21 protein-coding genes are annotated in these 23,591 nt (G+C 41.6%); 11 read left to right on the forward strand and 10 right to left on the reverse strand.

The window, feature by feature from the left end:
• Positions 1 to 16 precede the first annotated feature (16 nt).
• The 5 genes from D0T57_RS01340 to folB form a co-directional block, all read right to left on the reverse strand.
• On the reverse strand, positions 17 to 268 hold the full coding sequence (locus tag D0T57_RS01340) for a hypothetical protein (RefSeq protein ID WP_163270092.1): 252 nt from the start codon (positions 266 to 268) through the stop codon (positions 17 to 19).
• Between the two features lie 193 nt (positions 269 to 461).
• Positions 462 to 3,209: a hypothetical protein gene (locus D0T57_RS01345; protein WP_163270094.1), complete on the reverse strand. Its 2,748-nt coding sequence runs from the start codon at positions 3,207 to 3,209 to the stop codon at positions 462 to 464.
• A gap of 198 nt (positions 3,210 to 3,407) precedes the next feature.
• Positions 3,408 to 4,928: a DUF4301 family protein gene (locus D0T57_RS01350; RefSeq protein WP_163270096.1), complete on the reverse strand. Its 1,521-nt coding sequence runs from the start codon at positions 4,926 to 4,928 to the stop codon at positions 3,408 to 3,410.
• Between the two features lie 52 nt (positions 4,929 to 4,980).
• Positions 4,981 to 5,508: an RNA methyltransferase gene (locus tag D0T57_RS01355; protein ID WP_163270098.1), complete on the reverse strand. Its 528-nt coding sequence runs from the start codon at positions 5,506 to 5,508 to the stop codon at positions 4,981 to 4,983.
• Between the two features lie 15 nt (positions 5,509 to 5,523).
• The gene (gene folB / locus D0T57_RS01360) at positions 5,524 to 5,877 is read right to left on the reverse strand and encodes a dihydroneopterin aldolase (RefSeq protein ID WP_163270100.1); all 354 of its coding nucleotides are present in this window, start codon (positions 5,875 to 5,877) and stop codon (positions 5,524 to 5,526) included.
• A gap of 480 nt (positions 5,878 to 6,357) precedes the next feature.
• Here folB and D0T57_RS01365 point away from each other — a divergent pair, with 480 nt between their 5' ends.
• The 5 genes from D0T57_RS01365 (at position 6,358) to D0T57_RS01385 (ending at position 11,031) form a co-directional block, all read left to right on the forward strand.
• On the forward strand, positions 6,358 to 6,687 hold the full coding sequence (locus D0T57_RS01365) for a polymer-forming cytoskeletal protein (protein ID WP_163270102.1): 330 nt from the start codon (positions 6,358 to 6,360) through the stop codon (positions 6,685 to 6,687).
• Positions 6,688 to 6,738: 51 nt separating this feature from the next.
• Positions 6,739 to 8,517 carry an aminopeptidase P family protein gene (locus D0T57_RS01370; RefSeq protein ID WP_163270104.1) on the forward strand — a complete coding sequence of 593 codons (1,779 nt, stop codon included), beginning with the start codon at positions 6,739 to 6,741 and terminating at the stop codon, positions 8,515 to 8,517.
• Positions 8,507 to 9,913: a peroxiredoxin gene (locus D0T57_RS01375; RefSeq protein WP_163270106.1), complete on the forward strand. Its 1,407-nt coding sequence runs from the start codon at positions 8,507 to 8,509 to the stop codon at positions 9,911 to 9,913. Before D0T57_RS01370 ends, D0T57_RS01375 begins: the two co-directional genes overlap by 11 nt.
• Before the next feature lie 9 nt (positions 9,914 to 9,922).
• Positions 9,923 to 10,444 (forward strand): gamma carbonic anhydrase family protein, encoded by a 522-nt coding sequence (locus D0T57_RS01380; protein WP_163270108.1) that lies wholly within the window; start codon positions 9,923 to 9,925, stop codon positions 10,442 to 10,444.
• Between the two features lie 152 nt (positions 10,445 to 10,596).
• Positions 10,597 to 11,031, forward strand: a complete 435-nt coding sequence (locus tag D0T57_RS01385; RefSeq protein ID WP_163270110.1) for an Hsp20/alpha crystallin family protein — start codon at positions 10,597 to 10,599, stop codon at positions 11,029 to 11,031.
• An 82-nt stretch (positions 11,032 to 11,113) separates the two neighbouring features.
• Here D0T57_RS01385 and D0T57_RS01390 read toward each other — a convergent pair whose 3' ends face one another.
• A complete protein-coding gene (locus D0T57_RS01390; RefSeq protein ID WP_163270111.1) occupies positions 11,114 to 12,568 on the reverse strand; it encodes an aminoacyl-histidine dipeptidase in 1,455 nt (484 codons plus the stop codon).
• A 193-nt stretch (positions 12,569 to 12,761) separates the two neighbouring features.
• Between D0T57_RS01390 and D0T57_RS01395 the strand changes: the two genes are divergently transcribed.
• Positions 12,762 to 14,135, forward strand: coding sequence for a hypothetical protein (locus D0T57_RS01395; RefSeq protein WP_163270113.1), 1,374 nt, complete (start codon positions 12,762 to 12,764; stop codon positions 14,133 to 14,135).
• 6 nt (positions 14,136 to 14,141) lie between these two features.
• On the opposite strand, the gene D0T57_RS01400 is transcribed toward D0T57_RS01395, so the two are convergent.
• Positions 14,142 to 15,152: a lysylphosphatidylglycerol synthase transmembrane domain-containing protein gene (locus D0T57_RS01400; RefSeq protein ID WP_163270115.1), complete on the reverse strand. Its 1,011-nt coding sequence runs from the start codon at positions 15,150 to 15,152 to the stop codon at positions 14,142 to 14,144.
• A 199-nt stretch (positions 15,153 to 15,351) separates the two neighbouring features.
• On the opposite strand from D0T57_RS01400, the gene rsmA reads away from it, so the two are divergent.
• Both rsmA and corA read left to right on the forward strand, forming a co-directional pair.
• Entirely contained in the window at positions 15,352 to 16,158 is an 807-nt protein-coding gene (rsmA, locus tag D0T57_RS01405) for a 16S rRNA (adenine(1518)-N(6)/adenine(1519)-N(6))-dimethyltransferase RsmA (protein WP_163270117.1), read from the forward strand.
• Between the two features lie 89 nt (positions 16,159 to 16,247).
• Positions 16,248 to 17,192: a magnesium/cobalt transporter CorA gene (corA, locus tag D0T57_RS01410; protein ID WP_163270119.1), complete on the forward strand. Its 945-nt coding sequence runs from the start codon at positions 16,248 to 16,250 to the stop codon at positions 17,190 to 17,192.
• A 348-nt stretch (positions 17,193 to 17,540) separates the two neighbouring features.
• Here corA and D0T57_RS01415 read toward each other — a convergent pair whose 3' ends face one another.
• Positions 17,541 to 18,233, reverse strand: a complete 693-nt coding sequence (locus D0T57_RS01415; RefSeq protein WP_163270121.1) for an NAD-dependent deacylase — start codon at positions 18,231 to 18,233, stop codon at positions 17,541 to 17,543.
• A 178-nt stretch (positions 18,234 to 18,411) separates the two neighbouring features.
• Between D0T57_RS01415 and D0T57_RS01420 the strand changes: the two genes are divergently transcribed.
• From D0T57_RS01420 to D0T57_RS01430, 3 genes are all read left to right on the forward strand, one after another.
• Positions 18,412 to 18,996: an FKBP-type peptidyl-prolyl cis-trans isomerase gene (locus D0T57_RS01420; RefSeq protein WP_163270123.1), complete on the forward strand. Its 585-nt coding sequence runs from the start codon at positions 18,412 to 18,414 to the stop codon at positions 18,994 to 18,996.
• A gap of 20 nt (positions 18,997 to 19,016) precedes the next feature.
• Positions 19,017 to 20,036: an FKBP-type peptidyl-prolyl cis-trans isomerase gene (locus tag D0T57_RS01425; protein WP_163270125.1), complete on the forward strand. Its 1,020-nt coding sequence runs from the start codon at positions 19,017 to 19,019 to the stop codon at positions 20,034 to 20,036.
• Between the two features lie 125 nt (positions 20,037 to 20,161).
• A complete protein-coding gene (locus D0T57_RS01430) occupies positions 20,162 to 20,626 on the forward strand; it encodes an Lrp/AsnC family transcriptional regulator (protein ID WP_163270127.1) in 465 nt (154 codons plus the stop codon).
• 219 nt (positions 20,627 to 20,845) lie between these two features.
• Here D0T57_RS01430 and ppk1 read toward each other — a convergent pair whose 3' ends face one another.
• Positions 20,846 to 22,879, reverse strand: coding sequence for a polyphosphate kinase 1 (ppk1, locus tag D0T57_RS01435; RefSeq protein ID WP_163270129.1), 2,034 nt, complete (start codon positions 22,877 to 22,879; stop codon positions 20,846 to 20,848).
• Between the two features lie 40 nt (positions 22,880 to 22,919).
• The gene (gene lipB / locus D0T57_RS01440) at positions 22,920 to 23,588 is read right to left on the reverse strand and encodes a lipoyl(octanoyl) transferase LipB (protein WP_163270131.1); all 669 of its coding nucleotides are present in this window, start codon (positions 23,586 to 23,588) and stop codon (positions 22,920 to 22,922) included.
• Between the last annotated feature and the right edge of the window lie 3 nt (positions 23,589 to 23,591).

A 23,591-nucleotide genomic window follows, 5' to 3' on the forward strand; every position in this document is an offset into this window, starting at 1 on the left:
AATTTGCGTATTTTTATTACAAGCTACGGTTTCGAGAAGTTGTTGTCCTCCTATAAAACAGATACAACAACAATATGGAAAAGAGAATAGGAATAGAAACATCTCCTATAGGGCCTGGTTCTGGAGGTGTTGGATCTCCTTCACCACCACCGACTTCTGTTCCGCCACCAGTCCCCCCACCAGGAGGTCCTGCCCATGTAGATATCGAGTGCGGCGCAATCGCACGAGCAGACGATGCCGAAGATGAAGTGGTAGTCGTAGTAGCCATAGATCGCTTTGCCTCCTGCAAATATTTTACTGAAGGTAATTGCGACGATCCGACTTCTGTAGACGGCGGGCTTGTCTCTTCCGCTTCAGCCGAAACAAAAGGGAGGGCAAACAGACCCAATATTAAGAATAAAAATAATATCTTTTTATTAGCTTTCATTATACTATATTTCTTAGGCGCAGTTTTGTTTATATTATCGGTTCAAATTTGTAAATTTTGCAGTATAGTTGCGAGCACCTACGATTTTCACAATATATGTTCCTAAACCTAGGGGTTTTGCATATGTTTTCTCTCCACTATTTACAATGTCAATTTTGGTACGTCCCATCAGACGGCCTTGCATATCATATATATACACATTACTACCTAAATCTATTTCGTTTAAGCCTTTAATATGTAAAGTCGAATTTGCGTAATAAGAATAGATTGATTCCATGGCACCGTCACCATCATCATTATCGTCAATAATATCCGGTTCGTAAAACTGAAGGATGAAACGATTGCCTCCCACTACCGACTCATTATCTGTCGGCTCCGAAACAAACGGATAGTTATCTCCCGGATAGATCTGCATTGTTTTATTCAACTTCCTGTCTGTAAGCCAGATTCCATCGATAGACTCCATATTTTCTACCCCATAGAAATTTAATGTAATTTCTTTCGTTGTAGAAGGAGCATCATAGAACAATGGGATCTCTTTTGTTTTCAACGGAACACCATTACCTAACAAAGATACGTTGTCAGTCGATTTTGTATATATCAAACCTTCCGGAAGTGTTTCTTCAACATCACTCAACTTCGTAAAACTCTTAGTATCTGTTATTTTTCTTTCAAAGTCGGCTATAGTACGTGTTACACCTTTTCCTGTATCGTAATAAGGGTCATTAGCGTCTGAACGGGCATCACTTTTGAAGACAACTGCTGCACGGTCGCCTACCTTAGTTTCGTGGTCGTATGCTTCTACCACAAACCAGTCTCTCAACATATCAGATACTTCTGTTGTACTACTCTTTGGTAATGCACTCTGATTCCAAACAACCAACTTACTAGGATCCAAAGTCATAGTTGTCGATGTTGCTCCTTTTATAGACACTTCTATACCAAACATCTGCATAGGAGAAATCACATAAGTTGCCGGATTTGCAATATTTGCAGAAGAAATAACTGTCGCCCCAGCACCTCTTGTTACATAGTCGTAAGAAATTTCATACTTAAATTTAGCCCTACCGGCAATATTAGGATCCTGCCCTAAATACTCTACCGTAGCATTATTGATAACCCAATACTTCGCTGCTAGGCAGGTTTTATCTGCAGGCGGCGCGCCAGTTGGCCTCACAGCATAAAAACCCGTTCCAAAATATTCGCTGACATCATATGGAGTCGCTCCGTCAGAAGAAGTAGCATATGAAGCTATATTATTTTCTGTTCCCGGCTCGAACCCAAGCAGTGGATTTAAGGAAATAGGAAACATAAATGGATTGCCCAAGAAATTGAATCCATCATTTATCGTAATATCAACCGGCTGTATATTAAACTTTTCGGCGGTAGACATTTTAAATTTCGAACGTTCTTTTTTTTCTGCATCCCAACCGGATTTTGTTAGTCCTCCAAACAAACGATCTGACAGATCAGCTATTCCACTACCGTTGTTTTTATATCCTGTTACCAAACCTGCATCGAATACAACAGCGTTATCTGCAAATGTTTTATATGTATGCCGGCTAAAACCAGCTTTTACTCCAACACTTCGAGCGATTACATCCTGAGCGTTATAATTATTAGCAGCATAATATGGATATGACAGATTATCGTGGAATACCATCCGGTTAAATAAATAATTCCCCTTGAATCTATTCTTTTTCTCAATATTGCCACTATTATAAAAGCTATAACGTGGTGTAATATTTATAGAATCCCCAGCAGTCGCATCTTGATCCCCATCCGTAACAACCTCTGATGCAATAAAGTAGCCAAGACCTTTCTGCAGTTTTGTACGCGGGTCGTTATCTACATCCATCTTTCCATCCGGCAAAAACAGATTTACACCCGGAAGCAAAAGTTGATAAAACATATAGTCGGCAGGCAGTTCTTCGAATGGAGGAGAGAAACCTACCAGACGCACCTTTCTCGGACTATCAACAATTATATTTTCACTATCATTATCGAATACTGCAAAATTCACCTGGCTATATACCGCGTCATTTACCGAACCGCCTTCTACGCCCTGTACTGTATTATTAATTTTCAGATATCCACTTACCGTTCTGTTACCAGTCGACTTAGTCATCACTTCCAGGCGATTTCTCTTTCCTGCACTTGAACCATCCGATGTAAGGTCTGTATTAATCTTCAGGTAATTCATTTCCACGGCGGCAGATGTATCTACAGTCACTACATTCGCCCGATCCCAAAGCTCAGTATTATATTTCAAACCGTAATTTTTATTCACCTCCAATGTCGGAAACTTTATCGGATTTGATTTTGCATCAAACTTATCTGCTGCCGCTGCGGTAAGAGGAGTGTAATATATCCATTGGCGAGTTCCCCGCTCTGTATCAACAGAGTTTACCTTAACAGTTTCGCCACCGCCAATAAAAGCGACAACTCCTTCTGCAATATCACCTTCGGCACCTACATTTATAAATAGGTTCTTATAAGCAGCATCCTCGGCCTTAGATTTAGAGATAACAAAGTCACCGGTCAAAACCGTACGTCCTTTTTGGTCGATACGAGAATTGTCAACATAACGCATAGAACCTTCTACATACATAGCTGTAGAAGATGCATTACCTTTATTTGTTTCACCGGATTTATATGCGACATACATAGGTGCCTGCGAGTAGAACACTACTCCCGAGCGCGGTTCTCCCTTTTTCTCCACCTGCCCCCAAAGCAGCATCGGAATCAGAAGGAATATAGCAGAAATTAAACAAAGTCTCATTATGGTAGTTTTTGTAAAAGTTTTGTTATAAGAATAATATTATTCTATTGTACTTTAAATTCCTCAACAAACCCATGTTATTTAAAATTCAATAAAAAATGTGCCACAAAGATATTTCTTTTTTCAGTAGCTACCAAATTTGAAATATATTTTAATACATCTCAAATTTGAAATTAACAGCCTCCCTTATCTCATCATTTACTGCAAGTGCTGCTCGCGAAGCAGGTCGTTTACAGTTTTCACCGGATTGAACGTGCTTATAGGCACTTCTACAAATATTGTATTCCAATCCGACATTGCGCCATTCCACAATCCCGGCAACTCTAAAGCTTTCAGTTCTTTTCCATTTTTCGATTTTATGGATATGAAGCCGGCATTATAATCTACATAGTCTTTGAGGTTGAAATGGTAACCCCGGTAGTCTTTTACACTGCAAACGATATCGACAGGATTGAAGTGAGTCCCTTTCTGAAACATTTCTTTTTTCTCGGGGTTGCTCATATCTATCTGCGAACTTTCGAGTATCTGTGGAGATATTGTCCCGTCCGGATTCATCGTCAGGAAAGGGCCTCCTCCTGGCTCTCCGATATTGCGCACCATACCGCATACACGGCAAGGGCGGTCGAGTTTACGCTTAAGGTAAAGGACGAGCTCTGCATCTTCGAGCAGCTTTGTATTCGGGTTCTTTATGTTAAGTTCGTTTTGGAGGAAATAGAGTATCTCGAGTAGTTCGTCGTGTGTATATTTACCGCAATCTATCAGGTTCAGATATTTGAATATCTTCTCCTGGGTGCTGATAAGCACTCCTGCCAATATTTTTTTATACTTGGTTTCAGTCTCTTTATATTTGTCGGGAACAACATTGTCTATATTCTTGATGAATATAATGTCTGCATCCAGGTCGTTCAGGTTTTCGATCAATGCGCCATGTCCTCCGGGACGGAACACCATTTTGCCATCTTCGCGGAAAGGCTGGTTGGCGGCATCGGCTGCAACGGTGTCGGTGCTTGGTTTTTGTTCGCTGAAAGCAACATCGAGTTTTACGGAAAACCTATCTTCCATCTTCTCCTTGTTGTCGGCAACCAGTGTTTCGAACAGGGCTTTATGCTCAGGCGATACTGTAAAATGTATATTTACATCCCCTTTCTCATTCTTTGCATAGAACACGCCTTCTTTCAGATGTTCTTCGAGGGGAGTAAGCGAATACCCTGTATATTTATGAAATTTCAGCAATCCTTTCGGGAGGCTTCCGTAATTAAGCCCATCTTTATCTAAAAGGTTCTTAACAACGGCTTTGCAGTTGCCCTCCGACAACAGCGATGCTATTCCTTTCCCTTCGTTCTTTGTGCAGGCTTCATCGAGGTCTTCGTAAAAAGCAAATTTAGCTAAGCCTTCAAAAAACTTCTTTTCGAAATCCGAAGCCGGCTCTGTGTAGGGGGCTTCTAGAAATTCGAACAAGTCTTTAAACATCCTGCTGGCTGCACCCGAAGCGGGAACGAACTTTACTATCCGCCTGTCCGAATCTTTATATGCATCCCATTCACCTATATATTTCAGCTCATCTTCGGGGGTTATCTTCAATATACCCCTTTCGAGAGAAGCCGGCGCAAGAATATCCAAATATGGAAAACCCTTCTCGAAACAATCTAATTGCTGTTGAAGTTCTTCCGGTGTAATTCCTTTTTTTTCAAGCAGAAGCAAATCCGACTCTGTAATCATAGCTTACTATATTAAGTTATATTGTGCAAAACTAACAAAAATCCAGCAGGTATTATGTTAATTTGCAAAAAAAATCCCAGATAACGATACCTCCGGCAACCGAGACATTCAACGAATGCTTTGTTCCGAACTGAGGTATTTCGATACAGCAGTCGCACATATCCACTACGTCTTGCTGCACTCCTTTCACCTCGTTTCCCAGTATCACTGCATATTTCTTGCTTTTATCGGGAGCCAGTTTATCGAGCATAATGCTACCTTGTGCCTGCTCGAGTGCGCAAACGGTATAGCCGTTTTGCTTCAGCTGGCCTACAAGGCTTTTCGTATCTTCCACGTACGACCAACCTACGGAATCTTCTGCCCCCAGGGCAGTCTTATGTATTTCGGGGTTGGGCGGCGTAGCTGTGATGCCACACAAATATATATGCTCGACAAGGAAGGCATCTGACGACCGGAAAACCGAGCCTATATTATTCAGGCTTCTCACATTATCGAGAATTATAGCCAAAGGGAGTTTTTCCTTCGCCTTAAATTCATCTACAGAAATCCGGTTCAGTTCCGTTATCTTTTTTACCTTCATTTAGTTATAGTCTGTTTACTTAATCAATACAATGCTGGCATAATCCATCTGGGCACCCATGGGAGGGTTGCGCTTCGATAGTTTTATTTCCACCTTGCTAATCTCAACATACCTATTCTTTAGACTACAAATAATGCGATACGCTGCATGTTCCAAAAGTTTTGATGGTATTTCCATCTCTTTTTTCACTATTTCATACACTTCAGCGTAGCTAATAGTATCGTCGAGATTATCCGTTTGGCACGACTTCGACAGGTCGACCGCCAATTTCAGGTTTACGATATATTCGTTTCCCACAAGCGTTTCCTGCGGCAAAACACCATGACGGGCAAATATTTTGAGGTTCTCTAAAAGGATATAACTTTCCATAATCAAATCGGTTTCTTTTTTTTGAAAGGACAAAGATAAATATTTAGAGTCTGTTTAAATTTTATAGCAAATCTTTTTTATAGCTGTTTTTAGATGGATTTTTTGTGTTTTGCTCGCTGGTTTAGCGGGCTAAACCGAGAGTAAAATGTGGAAAATACGCTAAAAAGAGCATAAAAAAGTTGCTAAGAACTATACTAAAGAATTTTCTATGCCCTATTGTCCTTTTACCCCCTTAGTAACTGTCAGGAACAATGCCAAAATGAATATTATAGAAAAGAGCGTATAATTTAACTACTGATTGGCGTCAGATAATAAAAACCATAAAGATTGGTTATTTTAAATTTACAACTGTTTAATTTTTCCTTATTTTTCGCTAAGTTTGCTCTCCGATAATAAAATAGGCTAGTTCATATTATCAATTCGTATCGAAAAAAGACAAATATTCAACTGATATAAAACATTACAAAAACAAAACAAACTATGTCTACACTAACAAACTCTTACAGCACACTTGCATTAGGCACACAGGTAAAAGGTAATATAATTGCAGAAAACGATATCCGTATAGACGGCACAATAGAAGGCGAAATAAATTGCAAAGGAAAGTTGGTGATCGGAGCCAACGGACTTGTAACAGGAAATATCAATTGCTCGAACATCGAAATACTGGGAAACCAGAAAGGCAACATTTCGTGTTCGGGAAATGTTGTACTAAGAAGAGGAGCAAACATAAACGGAGAGATAAAAACCCGTACGATAGAAATAGAATCGGGTGCTAAATACAACGGCAGCTGTTCCATTCTCGATTAATTAACAGACAATGCAGCATTGCCATTTCTCTTTAAAAAACATAATAAAGAAATGAGTAATATTATAAACAAAAGGATCAATCACTTCCGCAAGTTTCTGGAAGAAAAAGAATTACACGCATTCATAGTACCCAGTACCGACCCTCACCTGAGCGAATACCCGGCATCGCACTGGGCTGCAAGGCAATGGATAAGCGGGTTTACAGGTTCGGCCGGAACTGTAGTTATCACCCGCGAAAAAGCAGGGCTGTGGACAGACTCGCGTTACTTCCTGCAAGCAGCACAACAGCTGGAAGGCTCAGGAATAGAACTGTTCAAAGAAGGGCTGCCTGCAACACCATCCATCGAAGAATGGCTTATATCCGAACTCGGGAAAGGTGAGAATGTAGGTATAGATGGCAATGTGTATGCTTCGAAAGACGCATTTAACCTTATACACAAGCTGAATGCGAAAAACCTGCATGTAATAACCGATTACGATCCTTTTGCTTCTATATGGCACGACAGGCCGGAAATCCCGAAGAACCCAATATTCGCACTACCGGAAAAATATACCGGCGAATCGGCCAAAAGCAAAATCGCGCGCATCTGCGATGCCGTAGAGGAGCAAGGCGCCGACTCCCTGCTGATAGCTTCGCTGGATACTATCGCATGGACATTCAACATACGCGGAAACGATGTAAAATGCAATCCGGTAGCCGTAGCATACGCATACATATCGAGGAAAGAAACGATATTATTTATAAAACCCGAAAAGATAACCAAAGAGGTAGCAGACTACCTGAAAGCAGAAGGAGTAATAGTTGCCGAATATGAAAAAATATTCGATTATGCAGCAAAGATACAAGCTCCGACCTGCCTCGATGGCAGCAAGATTACTTTCAAGCTTTACAACACCATACCGACGGGGATACGGATAGTAGACATGCCCTCCCCTGCCGACTTGATGAAAAGCATAAAGAACAGTGCCGAAATACAAGGATTCGACAATGCGATGGTACGCGATGGCGTTGCCCTCGTCAAATTCCTCATGTGGCTGGAGAATGCTGTGCCACAAGGCAATATCACAGAAATTGACATCCCGGGCAAGCTTGTTGAGTACAGAAGCCAGCAGCAAAATTATGTGGGCGAAAGTTTCGATACCATATCGGGATACGGGCCAAACGGGGCTATTGTACATTATAATGTATCGCCGGAAAGCGCATTGCCCGTAAAACCGGAAGGTTTTCTGTTGGTAGACTCGGGAGCGCAGTATTTCGACGGCACTACCGACATCACCCGCACCATAGCCGTAGGGCCATTGACCGAACAAATGAAAAAGGACTATACAATGGTGCTCAAAGGCCATATCGGCATAGCTACAGCCATCTATCCGCAGGGTACACGAGGTAGCCAATTGGATATCCTAGCCCGGAAAGCTCTATGGGACAACGGGTTGAATTACCTGCATGGCACAGGTCACGGTATCGGCCATTTCCTCAATGTGCACGAAGGGCCGCAAAATATACGGATGAACGAAAACCCTACTACGCTTCAGATAGGTATGGTAACATCCAACGAACCAGGGCTGTACAGGGCTAATAAATATGGCATACGCATAGAAAACCTTGTGCTTACCCAGCATGAAACAACCACTGAATTTGGAGAATTTTATTCATTCAAGACATTGACCCTATGCCCGATAGACAAAGCTCCGATAATAAAGGAAATGCTTACCGGAAATGAGATTTCATGGTTCAACAACTACCACAAACTGGTTTACGACCGTTTGTCGCCGCTGTTGGACAATGAAGAAAAAGAATGGTTAAAAGAAAAGACAAATGAAATATAATATCCTGATAATAATGAGCCTCCTATTCCTTGCGAAAATGGAGGCTCAAAACAAAACAGACGCATTCAGCCTGAAAGTAGAAATCCCTACACAAAAAAATAAAAAATTATATCTGGGGCAATACTGGAAAGAAACAACCTATGCCATAGACTCTATACTACTGGACAAAAATGGCGCAGGACATTTTGCTTCGCCAACAAAACTGACTGAAGGACAATACTTTCTGTATATAAAACCCGATTTCAGGGCAGATATACTTATAGGAGAAGAGCAAAATGACATCGAACTACAGATCAAGGCAGGCAACCTTTTGCAAAACAAAGTAAAAGGCAGTAAAGACACCAAGATTCTTTGGGAATACCTGCATGGCATGGATGCCCTTAACCAGAAGATGGACACCCTGTACAAAGAACAGAAGAACAGGAAGAATCTTACCGACATGGAGGTAGATAATCTGGAAAAACAAATAGAACAGGCAAAAGGGCAGTCGGCACAATTTACCGAAAACCTGATAAAAGTCAATGCCGGCACGTGGGCCAGTGCTTTCATAAAAGGAATGCAGCCCGTCAAGTTGCTTCATCCGCAAGTAACTACGCTAGAGGAATATAAAGAGAACATACAATATGGCAAGAACCATTTCTTCGACAATATAGACTTAACCGACCCTCGTTTCTGGAATACTAATTATTTCAACAGCTATATAGATACCTATATGCAACATTGGGTAGAAGCGAATTTCGACTCCATCCCCGTAGCTGCCAGCAGGTTGGTATCGAAGACACAGGGCAATGATTTTTGCTACAAAGAAATGTTATCGAAACTAATGAACAAATCGCTTGCGAGCAAGGTAATGGGTGATGAAAACGTCTGGATGAAACTGTACGAAGATTACATAATCGGGAAAAAAGTAGAATGGATCACTACCGAACAGATGACCGAATTGGGACGGATGTACGAGTATGGCAAACACAACCGCATAGGGATGGTTGCCCACAATCTCGGATTACAAACCATCGGCGGCGACTCTATACACACAAACGATATTGACGCACAGTATATTATATTATACTTCTACGATCCGGGGTGCGGACACTGCCGCACCGAAATGCCTATAATAAACGAAGAGATTTACAAAAAATATAAGGATAAAGGGCTAAAGATGGTGGCCATTAATATTAATATGGAACAAAAAAAATGGGCAGACTTCATCGAAGAAAAAGGCCTTGAGGATTGGATAAATTGCGCTGATGCCGGGCATAAATCCGAATACTGGATGTATTACGACACCAGCGGAGTGCCATCTACATATATACTCGACAAAAACAAAAAGATAATAGCAAAAAAAGTTGATAAAGACAACATGCTGAAAATACTCGACCACTATACAAAAGAATGAGAAACTGAAATGGCACTGATAAAAGAAGTTAGAGGTTTTACACCCCAAATAGGCGAAAACACATATATGGCAGAAAATGCCACCATAATAGGAGACGTGGTAATAGGGAAAGATTGCAGCATATGGTTCAATGCCGTATTGCGGGGCGATGTAAATTCCATCCGCATAGGCGACCGCGTAAACATACAGGATGGCAGCGTATTGCATACCCTATATCAAAAATCGGTAGTGGAAATCGGCGACGATGTATCTGTAGGTCACAATGTGGTGATACACGGAGCAAAGATAGAAAACGGCGCATTGATAGGAATGGGCTCCGTTGTACTCGACCATGCCGTAATAGGCGAAGGCGCAATCGTTGCCGCAGGCTCGGTAGTGCTTAGTGGCACGCAGGTAGAACCTGGCAGCATCTATGCCGGTGTACCGGCTAAATTCGTTAAGAAGGTAGACCCGGATCAGGCAAAGGAAATAAACCAGAAAATAGCAAAAAACTACCTGATGTATTCCGGTTGGTTCAAAGAAGAAGAATAGAATATCTACAGAAAAGCAAGCTAAAAGGTGTCCCAAAAGTAAGAAAGGACACCTTTTTTGTGTTTATGGAGTGAAGCGTATAAAAATCAGCAATTTACCTATCAGATATGAAAATATATCAATGTAAAACTAAATTCAAGGAGGATAAAATTATGAGAAATCAACTTAGAAGATTTGACAGAAGCGGAAGTTTCTTCCCTACATTCTTTAATTATATAAACGACGATGTATTCAAGAATTTAGCAGAAGGAAGCCTTCCGGCAACAAATGTATCGGAAACAGAAAATGCCTTTAATATCGAATTGTCTGTTCCGGGATTCAAGAAAGAAGAAATCAAGATAGAGGTGGAAAAAGATGTGCTTAAGATTTCGGCCGCGCATGAAGCCAATAGCGAAGAGAAAGACGAAAATGAAAGAGTGCTCCGTCGCGAGTTTAAAAAAACGTCATTTACCCGCAGTTTTTCTATTCCCGAAAATATTGACATAGAGAATATTTCTGCATCTCAAAACGATGGGATACTGCAAGTTACTTTACCAAAGCAAACTGTAGCAGCAGAAGATAAGGTGAAAAAGATTGAAATACAGTAAGATCAATCAGGTATTTAGGTTTAGTGAAGAAATGGGAGGTATCTCAACTGCGGACACCTCCCATTTACAATCTTAGATACAACTATTTTATTCTTTCCAATGTTTTTAGCAGATATTCATAAAACCGCTCTGTGGCTTCTATTTCAACATACTCGTCAGGAGAGTGAGCATTGAGGATCGTAGGCCCGAAGGAAACGATATCGAGCCCCGGAGTACTGGCCAGTATAATACCACATTCGAGGCCGGCATGCACCACCACTACATGGGCGTCTTCATTATAAAGCTCTTTGTACAACTCCGACATCATATTCAGTGTTTTCGACTGAGCATTTGGTTGCCATCCCGGATAGCCGTTTTCGATAGCCACTTTTGCCCCAGCCAATGCAAATACGCTTTCGAGGCTGCTGGCTATCTCATCTTTGCGGGTTTCCGACGAACTGCGGGCAAGCATTTTAGCTGCGATATGTCCCGGCTCTGATTTTACGGAAGCCAGGTTTGTCGAAGTCTCTACAATGCCTACAAAGTCGGTAAGCATGCTGATAACACCATTTTGGCAACCTACAACGGCATTGATCAGTCCATCCTGTATTTCCTCAGGGATTACAGTCTTTGGCGTTTCAGCTTTTTCGGCAGTAAACGACAGGTTGAACTCGACAGTCTTATACTCCTCTTTGTATATCTGTTCGTATTCTTTCACCAGTTCGAGGAAGTCTTTTTCATCTTCCTTCGGCAGCGTCACTACAGCAACAGCTTCGCGGGGAATGGCGTTTCTCAGCGAACCTCCATCTACAGAAGAAAGGCGCACTTCGTAGTTGCTTACCGCATCTTTCAGGAAGAAGAACATCAGCTTGTTTGCATTCGCCCTGCCCAGATGGATTTCCGTACCGGAGTGCCCGCCACGCAGGCCTTTCAAGGTTACCTTGTATGCAATGTCGCCTTCGGGAGTTTCAGCATCTTTGAAGTTCCAGTCTGCATTTACATCTACCCCTCCAGCACAACCTACGCAAAGCTCGCCGATCTCTTCGGTATCGAGGTTCAGCAGGATATCGCCTTTCAGGAATCCCGTTTCCAGACCATTGGCACCAACCATACCGACTTCTTCGTCTACTGTAAACAGGGCTTCGATTTTACCGTGTTTCAGGCTTTTGTCTTCGAGCACAGCCATCATTGCCGCAGCACCGATGCCGTTATCTGCTCCTAGCGTAGTCGATTTTGCCTTTACAATATTGCCATCAACCACTGTTTCTATCGGGTCTTTTGCAAAGTCATGCTTTACGTCGTTGTTCTTTTGAGGAACCATATCCAGATGCGACTGCAATATCACTACCGGAGCGTTTTCCATACCTGCTGTAGCCGGCTTTGTTATAACGATATTCCCGGTTTTATCTTGCCTGACTTCCAGCCCCAACGATTTGCCGAAATCCATCACAAACTTCGTCACTTCTTGCATTTGCCCTGTCGGACGAGGAATTTGAGTCAGGCCGTAGAAGTGTTTCCACAACTGCGCCGGCTTTAGATTAAGTATTTCTTTACTCATAATTTGAATTTTAAATTATTGTATTTACTACTAACAAAGATATAAATTAAAGGATTGCTTCGAGAAGTTTTCCTCTAAAATTAGGTTTAAATATGGCAAATAAGGACTAAATATCAGACGCCCTGGAATGTATCTGGATTGTTTTTCGTATTTTTGCACCGACGATATAAGACTCTATTCATCCGCACTAAAAATGACAAATAAAATCACGAAGTTTATCAAAACACACAAAGTCAATCTATTAATATTTACAATACCCGCTATTACAATTATTTATTATGCGGCAAAGCTTCTGACCAATTTTGACGAATCGTACACCTATTTTCATTTTGTAGACAAACCCGTCTACTACTGCATGTTCCACTATCCGTTTCCCAACAATCATATCCTACACTCTTTGTTGATGCATCTGGCAAACCTGCTGCCTATACCCGATCCATTAATCAGATTGAGAGTATTTGTCATTATAGGCTCGATATGCACATGGCTTATCACCTATTACTTCACAAACAAATATTACGGACAAAAGGTTGCAATGTTTATTAGCGGACTATTCCCGATGATGGCTTTTTCCATATCTTTCGGATTCTTTTCGCGGGGATATTATCTTATTTTGCTATTCTTCATTATTTGCCTGTTTGCAGCATACGATATTGTAAAGAATAACAATAGCAGACGAGGATGGATAATGTTTTCGATAAGCAGCATTCTGGGCTTTTATACTATGCCTTCGTTTTTATACCCTTTCCTTACAGTAAATGCTATCATATTCGTATTCAACTACAAGAACATAAAGAAACAGATATTATACAATGCCATAACAGGCACATCGGTCTTTCTGCTGTATCTGCCCATTATTATTTTCGATGGCATCGAAGTCTTGATCGGCAACGACATTGTGCGTCCTATCGGCAGGTTTACCGTATTGAAAAGGTTACCCGAATTTTTGTATTCCCTTATTAGTGTTGCCAGTGGGATAAAAGGATGGATAATATTGATTGCCCTTATCGTATCTTTAGCCTTATTGATAAAGAAACGTGATAGATCCAACCTCATAATATTCGCCATTTTGGCTGCTGCTCCTTTTGGTTTACTGATATTGCATGGAGTCATCCCTTTCGAAAGGACATTTGCATATTACAGCTTCATTATCATTTTCCTTATCGGCATCTCGTTCTCCGATTATATCAACAAAGTACCGAAAACGGCTTTGATGGCTGGAATAGTAGCATTACAAATATTCCTGTTTATCAATTACGGCAAACATGAATATTACAGGGCGCATACTTTTGGTAAAGAATTTACAGCTATACGCCACACCATAATAGAAGAACATAAAAGCTGCTATATCTCTACATGGTGGGCTGAGGAGTTTTTCCGCTTCGAGGCACTGAGGGAAGGAAGCGACCAAAGCAAAATCACTTATGGAAACCAGTTTGAACTGGTAAGTGCTGATACGCTCGACTACGATTATATATTTATAGATGTGGTAAAAGATATGACAGAGTCTCGCAAAGCAGCTTATTCCGATGGATTAGCCAATTTATATGTAAAGGAAAAGGAATAACCGGCCTTACGCCTTCTGTTTCCTAAGAGCCAGAATAGCTATACCTGCAAGTCCGCAGAGGATAACCCATACAGACTGTACAGCAAATACCCCTGTTGCAAAAGCCGTAGCATTCAACTCGCTAACCCCGTAAAGCATCAGGGCAGCAACAACGGCTAATTGCCAAGGACCAAGCCCCCCGTTGGACGGAATACCCATACTGAGGCTACCTAAAGCAAAAGCTATCAATCCGGCAGTAATGCCCAAGTCGGCAGTAAAGTCGAAAGCATAGAACGTTATGTAGAAATACAGGAAATAAGAACCCCAGATGCCGATTGTATAAAGCAAAAGGCGCACTTTGGTTTTCATCTTCCAGATGGCCTTCATATCATTTATCATACTATAAACAAACTCCTTGATCTTGCGGACTATCACATTCTCTTTGAAGAACTTGAATACAATATAGGTTGTAATCACTGCCGCCACCAAAGCAATATATAAAACCGGCGACTTGAGAATCATAATTATAAGATCGAGCGTAGACTTGTTATGCTGAAGCTGTTCGATAAAAAACTGCATATTGAGCAGAAAACCCGCAAGGCAGATTATAAGCACAGTCACCGTATCGAATATGCGGTCGAGTACCATTGTACCAAAGAGCTTTACAAACGGAATTTTTTCTTCTTTGGCAATTATACCACATTTCCATATCTCCCCGGCACGAGGCAAAGCAAAATTCACCGCATAACCGCCATAGATAGCGAAGTTGAGAACCGACACCTTAGGTGAATACCCAAGCGGCTTTATAAACAACTCCCAGCGGTATCCCCTGATCGTATTACCCAACAGCCCGAAGATAAGCGAAGACGCAAGAATAGCCCAGTTGGCACTTTTTAGCACAGCCCACAATTCCTTAGGGTCTATTTTACTTATCAGGTAATAAACGATAGCCACCCCCAGAAGGAGAGGCAATACAATTTTCACAAGAGTATTTAATAAAGATTTCTTAGGCGCTTTAGGCACTTCAGGATTTTCCATCTATGTTGTAGTTAAATTAAAGACCTTCGGTTCTGTTACCACTATCTTTTCGTAAGTCAAATAGTTGTTAAATCCATTTTTCCGACAAAAATAGAGATGTATTTCACTTTCTCTTACTTAATAATGCAAACAAAAGGTATTTTCTGGCAATAAAACATTACCTTTGCGGCTGTAAAGATAAGGATAATTATAATAAAGTATGCCGGCAGTAAAACCAAAAAAATTCTTAGGACAACATTTCCTCAAAGATTTGGACATTGCCCGCCGTATAGCTGATACTCTCGACGACTTTGCCGGAGTACCCGTTATAGAGGTTGGGCCGGGCATGGGCGTGCTTACACAATTCCTTCTGGAAAAAGAAAAAGAGTTGACCGCAGTAGAGCTCGACAAAGAATCTGTCCCATACCTCAACCAACATTATCCTGCACTGAAAGGGAAGATAGTAGAGGCCGATTTCTTGAAACTCGACCTATCGGATATATACAAAGGCCAGTTTTGTGTAATAGGTAATTATCCCTACAATATTTCATCCCAGATTTTCTTCAAAGTACTCGAATATAAAGACCAGATACCATGCTGCTCGGGAATGTTGCAAAAGGAAGTGGCAGAACGCATAGCTGCCGGCCCCGGGAGCAAGACATATGGTATCCTCAGCGTACTGCTACAAGCATGGTACGATATTGAATACCTTTTCACTGTGAGCGAAAAAGTATTCGACCCTCCTCCCAAAGTAAAATCGGCAGTAGTAAAGTTGGTTAGAAACGGACGAAACAGCCTGGATTGCGACGAAAGACTATTCAAGACAGTTGTAAAAACAGGATTTAACCAACGGAGAAAAACACTGCGTAATTCATTAAAGCCACTACTAGGGAAGGATAATGAGGCCTATGCCAGTCCAATATTCGACGAACGACCCGAAAGGCTCTCGGTTTCAGATTTCGAAAAGCTGACCAACATTGTTGCAGCGCATCTGCCCGGGAGTAATAGTGTGAAGAAACAAGATTAAGAATCTGGTTTTTGCTTGCCGGTTGTGGTAAAGCCCCTGTGAAAGAGGCTGAATAAAAGGAAGCAAATAACCCTAAAATCGGAGAGCTCATGTCAGAAGTAAAACTATTTTACCACAAAGACAATGCTATACGAATGAGCCGTAGCATTGAATTTTTAAAGACTACACCTATCAAGAAATTTCTTTGGATAGACCTTAATAATGTAGACGAAGAAATAGAATCGGAACTGGAAGACTACCTGAAAATATACATTCAGGAAGAGGAAGAAATGGTGGAAATCGAGATGTCGTCGCGATATATGGAGACTGGCGACTCACTGGTTGTCAATTCCAACTTCCTGATGGGCAATTTCGAACGCGAACCTGTATCGTTTATCCTCAAAGACGACATACTGATCACCGTACGCGGCGAAGACCTTACTTCCTTTCAGGATACGATAAAGAAAATATCGGCCAATCCGCGCAACTATCCTACCGGCTACCATGTTTTTGTGGCCATTCTGGAAACCCGGATAGAAATAGATGCCGATATGATAGAAAATATGACTCAGCAGATTACCGAACTGAGTAACAGCATCAGCATACAGGAGGCCGATGAAGAACTCTTGATGGAGATCAAGGAATTGCAGGAAAAGACCATGTTGCTCCGCGAAAACATCATCGACAAGCAGCGTGCCGTTTCCAGCATGTTGAAAAGCGAGCTTATTCCAAAAGAATTGCATGGAAGGATTACTATTCTCATAAAGGATATCAACTCATTGTTGGAACATATACGTTTCAGTTTCGACAGGCTCGACTACCTGCAAGATACATTCCTCGGTTTTGTAAACATCGAACAGAATAAGATAATCAAGATGTTTACTGTGATATCGGTAATTTTTATGCCACCCACCCTTATAGCCAGCGTATATGGTATGAACTTTGACTTTATGCCGGAATTGCATTGGAAATATGGATATGAATTTTCGATAGGATTAATGGTGTTGGCTGTAGCTACCATTCTTGTGTATTTCAGGAAAAAGAAGTGGTTGTAATATCATCAACTTCACGAATGAGGTTTTACCCGATTATTAAAACGAAGACTCTACTGTAATGAAAAACTTATAGAAAAGTCTTTTGGGGAAGGGGAAAAAAAACCTTGAAATTTTTACTACAATCAATTATTTACTCAGGGCAAACGCATGAAATTTATCCAAACTCAATTCTGAACTTTGTAGGGGCGAATTATCATTCGCCCGGAATAGGGAAAATCTGCGGGCGAATGATAATTCGCCCCTACAGTAGTCAAAACTGGAATATCATTTTTTCATGCGTTTGCCCTGAGTATTTACTAGAGTTGAAAAGATAAATGAATAAGTCCGGTACAATTCCCTGTATCGGACTTATTTTAACCCTTCCAGCAAACCCCTCAGTTCTTCCACTCCTTCCGATGCACCCTTGCGGATAAAATGCACGCCCGGATAAGAAGCCTTTACCTCGTTAGGGTCTATCAGGTATATAGGTGTACCACTTTTCACATAATTGAGCAGTCCCGCTGCCGGATACACATTCAGCGAAGTACCGATAACCACAAGAGTATCAGCTACACGAACAATACCCATTGCCTTTTCTATCATCGGAACAGCCTCGCCAAACCATACGATATGAGGACGCAGCTGCGAACCTTTTTCGCACTTGTCGCCCAAATGGATTTCGGGATTATCGGCCGTCAAAGTATATATCAAAGACGGATCGGCAGTAGAGCGTACCTTGTCCAGTTCGCCATGCAGGTGCAACACATCTGTGCTTCCCGCCCTCTCGTGCAGGCTATCTACATTTTGGGTAATTACAGAAACCTTATATTCCCGCTCCATTTCCGCCAGTCCCGTATGCCCTTTGTTCGGTATGGCTTCGAATGCTGCTTTGCGGCGTGCATTGTAGAAATCGAGTACCAGTTGAGGGTTGCGACAAAACCCTTCGGGGGTGGCAACATCTTCTATCGAGTGTTGCTCCCACAAGCCTCCTGAGTCTCTGAAAGTTGCAATTCCGCTTTCGGCACTCATCCCGGCTCCTGTTAAAACAACGATATGCTTCATAAACTATTAAAAAATGTAACTATACCCCACAAATATAGTTTTTTTCGGGCTTAAAATCTATTAAAGTATCATTAAAAGAATTACTTTTGTGACTTGTTACAAAAACTATTAGCCTTAAAACCAATCTGTATTTATCAATCTGATTTACAAGGCTAGTTTAAATTAATAATATTAGAATATGGACAAAATCAGCTATGCCCTTGGGTTAAGCATTGGAAACAATTTCATCACTTCGGGAATCAAAGGAATAAACGCAGAAGATTTTCTGCAAGGCCTGAAAGACGTATTGGATGAAAAAGAACCAGCAATGTCGTACGACGAAGCAAAACAAGTGATGAACGATTATTTCACCAAATTGCAGGAAGAAAGACTGGAGATTAACCTTAAAGCAGGAGAAGAATTTCTCGCCGTAAACAAAAACCGTCCGGGTGTAGTAACCCTGCCTAGCGGATTGCAATACGAAATACTGAAAGAAGGCAACGGCGCTAAACCAAAAGCTACCGACCAGGTAAAATGCCACTACCACGGAACACTGATAGACGGTACTGTATTCGACAGTTCGGTAGAACGCGGACAGCCAGCCACATTCGGCGTAAACCAAGTAATACCGGGATGGGTAGAAGCACTGCAACTGATGCCAGTAGGTTCGAAATGGAAACTGTTTATCCCTTCCGACCTAGCCTATGGTAAAGCAGGAGCAGGACAGGCTATAGAGCCAAATTCGACATTGATATTCGAAGTAGAAATTTTAGATATTGTTTAATTAATTTATTTAACAAGAAAATGAAAAAAATTCAAGTTGTTGCTCTCGGCCTATTTGCTGCCATGGGAGTATTTTTTACATCTTGTGGAGGTAGCGTTTCTACAAACGTATCTCTGAAGACAGACCTTGATACATTGTCATATGCATATGGAGCAAGCCTGTACGAACAAGGGCTTTCTATGCACTTGCAACAATCTGGGCTAATATCTGACACAGCAAGCATCAGTGCGCGCTACAGAAGACAAATTGCGATGGATACCCTCGGATTGAAAACCGACTCGCTGACAAAGGAAATGCGTTTCAAAATCGACTCGATTACTAAAGAAAACAACCGCAACATTGCTGAATTCTTGAAAGGAATGAAAGAAAGCATCAAAGCACCAAAATCTCAGTCGGCATACCATATGGGTATAGCAATCGGTAACCAGATAAACAACATGATGTTCCCGAACTTCATCGCTCAGGTATATGGTCCCGATTCGAAAGAAAAAGTGAACACTGACGCATTCGTTGCTGCTATGGCTGCCGCTATGAAAGGTGATAACTTTGTGGTAGCAGATCCAAACCTTGTATTCAATGCAAAAATGCAGGAAGCACAAGAAAAAGAGCGTGCCAGACAAGAGGAAGAACTGAAAAAACAATATGGACCACAAATAGAGGCAGGACAAAAATTCCTTGACGAAAACAAAACAAAAGAAGGCGTGGTAACTCTTCCTAACGGACTGCAATACAAAGTAGAAAAAATGGGTAACGGCCCTAAACCAGCTGCTACAGACGTAGTAAAAGTACACTACCATGGTACATTGCTGGATGGCACTGTATTCGACAGCTCGGTAGAAAGAAAAGAGCCTGCTACATTCAATGTAGGTGGAGTAATCAAAGGATGGACAGAAGCATTGCAGCTAATGCCTGTAGGTTCGAAATGGAAACTATACATTCCTTACGACCTTGCTTACGGCGGACAAGACAGAGGTGCAATCAAACCATTCTCTACTCTTGTATTCGACGTAGAACTGTTAAGCATCGAAACTAAAAAATAAGTCAAAAAGTAAGGATTAGGCTGACGGATAATATCAAAAACGTATTTTTTTGAACAAAAAGTTTTATTTTTCGCAAAAAACAGCTTATATTTGAATTTAGAATAAATCTTTAACGCTCTTATATCATGCAAAAAATAGACAAACTTGACAAAAAGATACTGGAAATAATCTCCCAAAATGCTAGGATCCCATTCAAAGATGTAGCTCTGGAATGTGGTGTTTCGCGTGCAGCAATACACCAGCGTGTTCAGCGCATGATAGAGATGGATGTGATAGTCGGTTCCGGTTATTTTGTCAATCCGAAAGTACTGGGATACAATACATGTACATATATCGGGGTAAAACTCGAAAAAGGTTCGATGTATAAATCAGTAATACCGGAATTGAATAAAATCCCAGAAATAGTAGAATCCCATTTTACTACAGGGCCGTTTACTATCCTGATAAAGCTTTACGCCAAGGATAACGAGCATTTGATGGACTTGCTGAACAACAGGATTCAGGATATTCCGGGAGTAGTAGCTACCGAAACAATGATATCACTGAGCCAGGGAGTTAAACGCCAGATACCGATATCGAAGACTGAATAATCCAAAACTTTTTACTAAAGATAAAAAATAGCCTTTTCAAATTGGAAAGGCTATTTTTATTACTGAGTTCAATTACTTATTGCCTATTTCGCTTCATTTTTCAGAATGCATAGCCGACACCTGCCGTAAACACAAAATGATTTTTCATATATTCGTGAAATATGATAGAATATTTAACAAATGTCTTTTTCATAGTTTTCATAGTCTGTTTAAATATCATTATTCCATCTTCTTATAAAAAGTATAAAGTGCCAACTGAGACCGGCAAAGCTTGTTGTTACCTTTCGGCACATAGTTGTTCTGACCCAAAACGGTCAGATCGCGGGCTTTCTCGTTATCAGCCCATTGTATATCGAACACCCGACAAAGTGTTTCCCTGATTTTCTTATCGAGTATCGGCACGGCAACCTCCACACGACGGTCGAGGTTACGGGTCATCCAGTCGGCACTGGAAATAAAGACCTTCTCATCACCATTGTTGCAAAATATACAAAGCCGTGCATGCTCCAGATAGCGGTCTACTATGCTTATCGCTTTTATATTCCCGCTTACACCCTCTACTTGCGGTTGCAGGCAGCAGGCACCTCTTATTATCAGCCGCACCTCTACCCCCGCCTGGCTTGCCCGGTATAGCATTTCGATAATGTCTTCGTCCGTAAGGCTATTGAATTTGGCATATATATACGCCCTTTTCCCATTCTTTGCGTTCTTTATCTCTTTTTCTATCAATTGATAAAACCGGTTGCGCATATAGTAAGGCGAAACCATCAGTTGCTTACATTTGAAGTGCTTGTGCGTATTGAGCAGGAAATCGAATACCGCACGGGTATCGGCAACTATCTGCTGATTGGAGGTAAACAACCCGAAATCGCCATAGATACGGGCAGTATTTTCATTGAAATTGCCGGTACCTATATATACATAACTTTTGTCTTTGCGTTCTACAAGCACCAGCTTGCTATGCACTTTCAGCCCATCAACGCCAGGGATAACCTTTACGCCTTCCCTTTGCAGGAGTTCGGAATATTCCACGTTTTGCTCCTCGTCGAAGCGGGCAAAGAGCTCTAATAAGACAACTACTTTTTTCCCATTCTTCGCCGCATTCACCAATGTATTTATCACCTTCGAACGCTCGGCCGTACGGTAGAGGGTGATGTATATACTTTTCACCTTTGGGTCGATGGCTGCTTCGCGGAGGAAATCGATAAAATGATTGAATGTATGGTAAGGATAATTCAGCAACAGGTCTTCTTTTTCAACGACCTTCAATATACTCGAAAAAGGCTTTATATCGGGGTGAGGCAAAGGCTCCTGCGTCTTGCTCTCCAAATCGGGGCGAACTACAGGAAACTTCATCAGGTCGCGCATCAGGTGATACCGTCCTCCGGCATCGAGGCTCTCGTTCTTCTTTAGTTTCAGCTTCGAGGATATAACATCCAGCAGGTCGTCGGGCATTTCCCGGTCGTAAATCAGGCGGACAGGCTGCCCGTGCAGGCGGTTCTGCAAGCCGTCTTCCATTTTTTCGACAAGGCTTTTCGATATATCATCGTCCAGGGTCAGCAACGAATCGCGCATCAGCTTGAATGTATATGCCGATATAGACTTGTAGCTGAACATAAAGAATATCTCATCGAGGCACAGACGGATAATATCATCCAGAAAAATTATCTCGCTGCGCCCTTCTGCCGACGATGGCAATACTACAAAGCGCGGGCACGCACTACTTACAGGTATTTGTATAACTGCATAACGGGGTGTGGAATGCTTGCCCGAATGCATCTTTATGGCATGATAGATATTATTATCCCTCAAGAAAGGTATTTGTGTAGTCTTTTTCAGGATAAGCGGCACAAGCAATGGGCTCACTACGGAAGAAAAATACTCGCGGCAAAACTGCTTTTGCTTCCTGCTCAGTTGCTTTTCGTTCAAGACGAAAACACCTTGCCCTTCCATCTCCGAAAGCACACCATGATAGATATCCGTAAACTTTTTCTGACCTTCGGCTACTTGTTTATTTACCAGTGGCAAGAGTTCTTTGGCCGTATATCCCCCCGTGAATAAGGGCACTTTCTTGTTTCTCAACCGGCTTATGCGGATTATGTTAGCCAGTCTCACTTTTATAAATTCATCCTGATTGTTGGAGAAGATACCCAGAAAACGCAGGCGTTGCATCAATGGCACACTTTTATCTTGTGCCTCCTGCAAGACCCGTTCGTTGAAAGCCAGCCAACTTAAATCCCTGTTGTTTATCATATCCGGAATGTTAAATCTTATACTAAGATAACATCTTATTTCAGAAAATGTTTGAAGTAAAAATCCCTTCAAATAACCTTATTGTTTTTTCTTTTACCTCATCCATTTCCAAATCCTTTGCCTGTTCTTTTTGCATAGAAGTCACACCTTTGTCTACAAAGCCGCAGGGATTGATGAGGGAAAAATAAGACAGGTCGGTATTTACATTCAGCGCAAACCCGTGCATGGTTACAAAACGGCTGCTTCGGACACCTATTGCTGCTATCTTCCTCGCCTTAGCCGGATCATCCGTATCGAGCCATACCCCTGCTGCACCGGGCAACCGCTGCGCTGCAATCTGATAAGATGCGAGCAGACGTATCAATACTTCTTCCAGATTGGCAATATACTGCCTCAACCCGATGTCAAACGCTTCGAGGTCGAAAATAGGGTATGCTACCAACTGACCGGGGCCGTGATAAGTTACATCCCCTCCCCTATCTATCCGAAACAGTGAAACCCCTCTCTCTTTCAGGTAATTTTCCTGAAAAAGCAAATTTTGCATATCACCATGTTTGCCGATGGTTATCACCGGAGGGTGCTCGCATAGCAGGAGGGTATTTGTCACGGGCAAACCCTTTTCTTTATTCAGCAAAGCTTTAGAAAATAATTCCTGCTGATATTCCCACGCTTTGCCATATTCTATTATACCCAGATCTTCGACCACCATAAG

Origin of the sequence: Dysgonomonas sp. 511 (assembly GCF_010501105.1) — a bacterium.
Classification (GTDB): Bacteria; Bacteroidota; Bacteroidia; order Bacteroidales; family Dysgonomonadaceae; genus Dysgonomonas.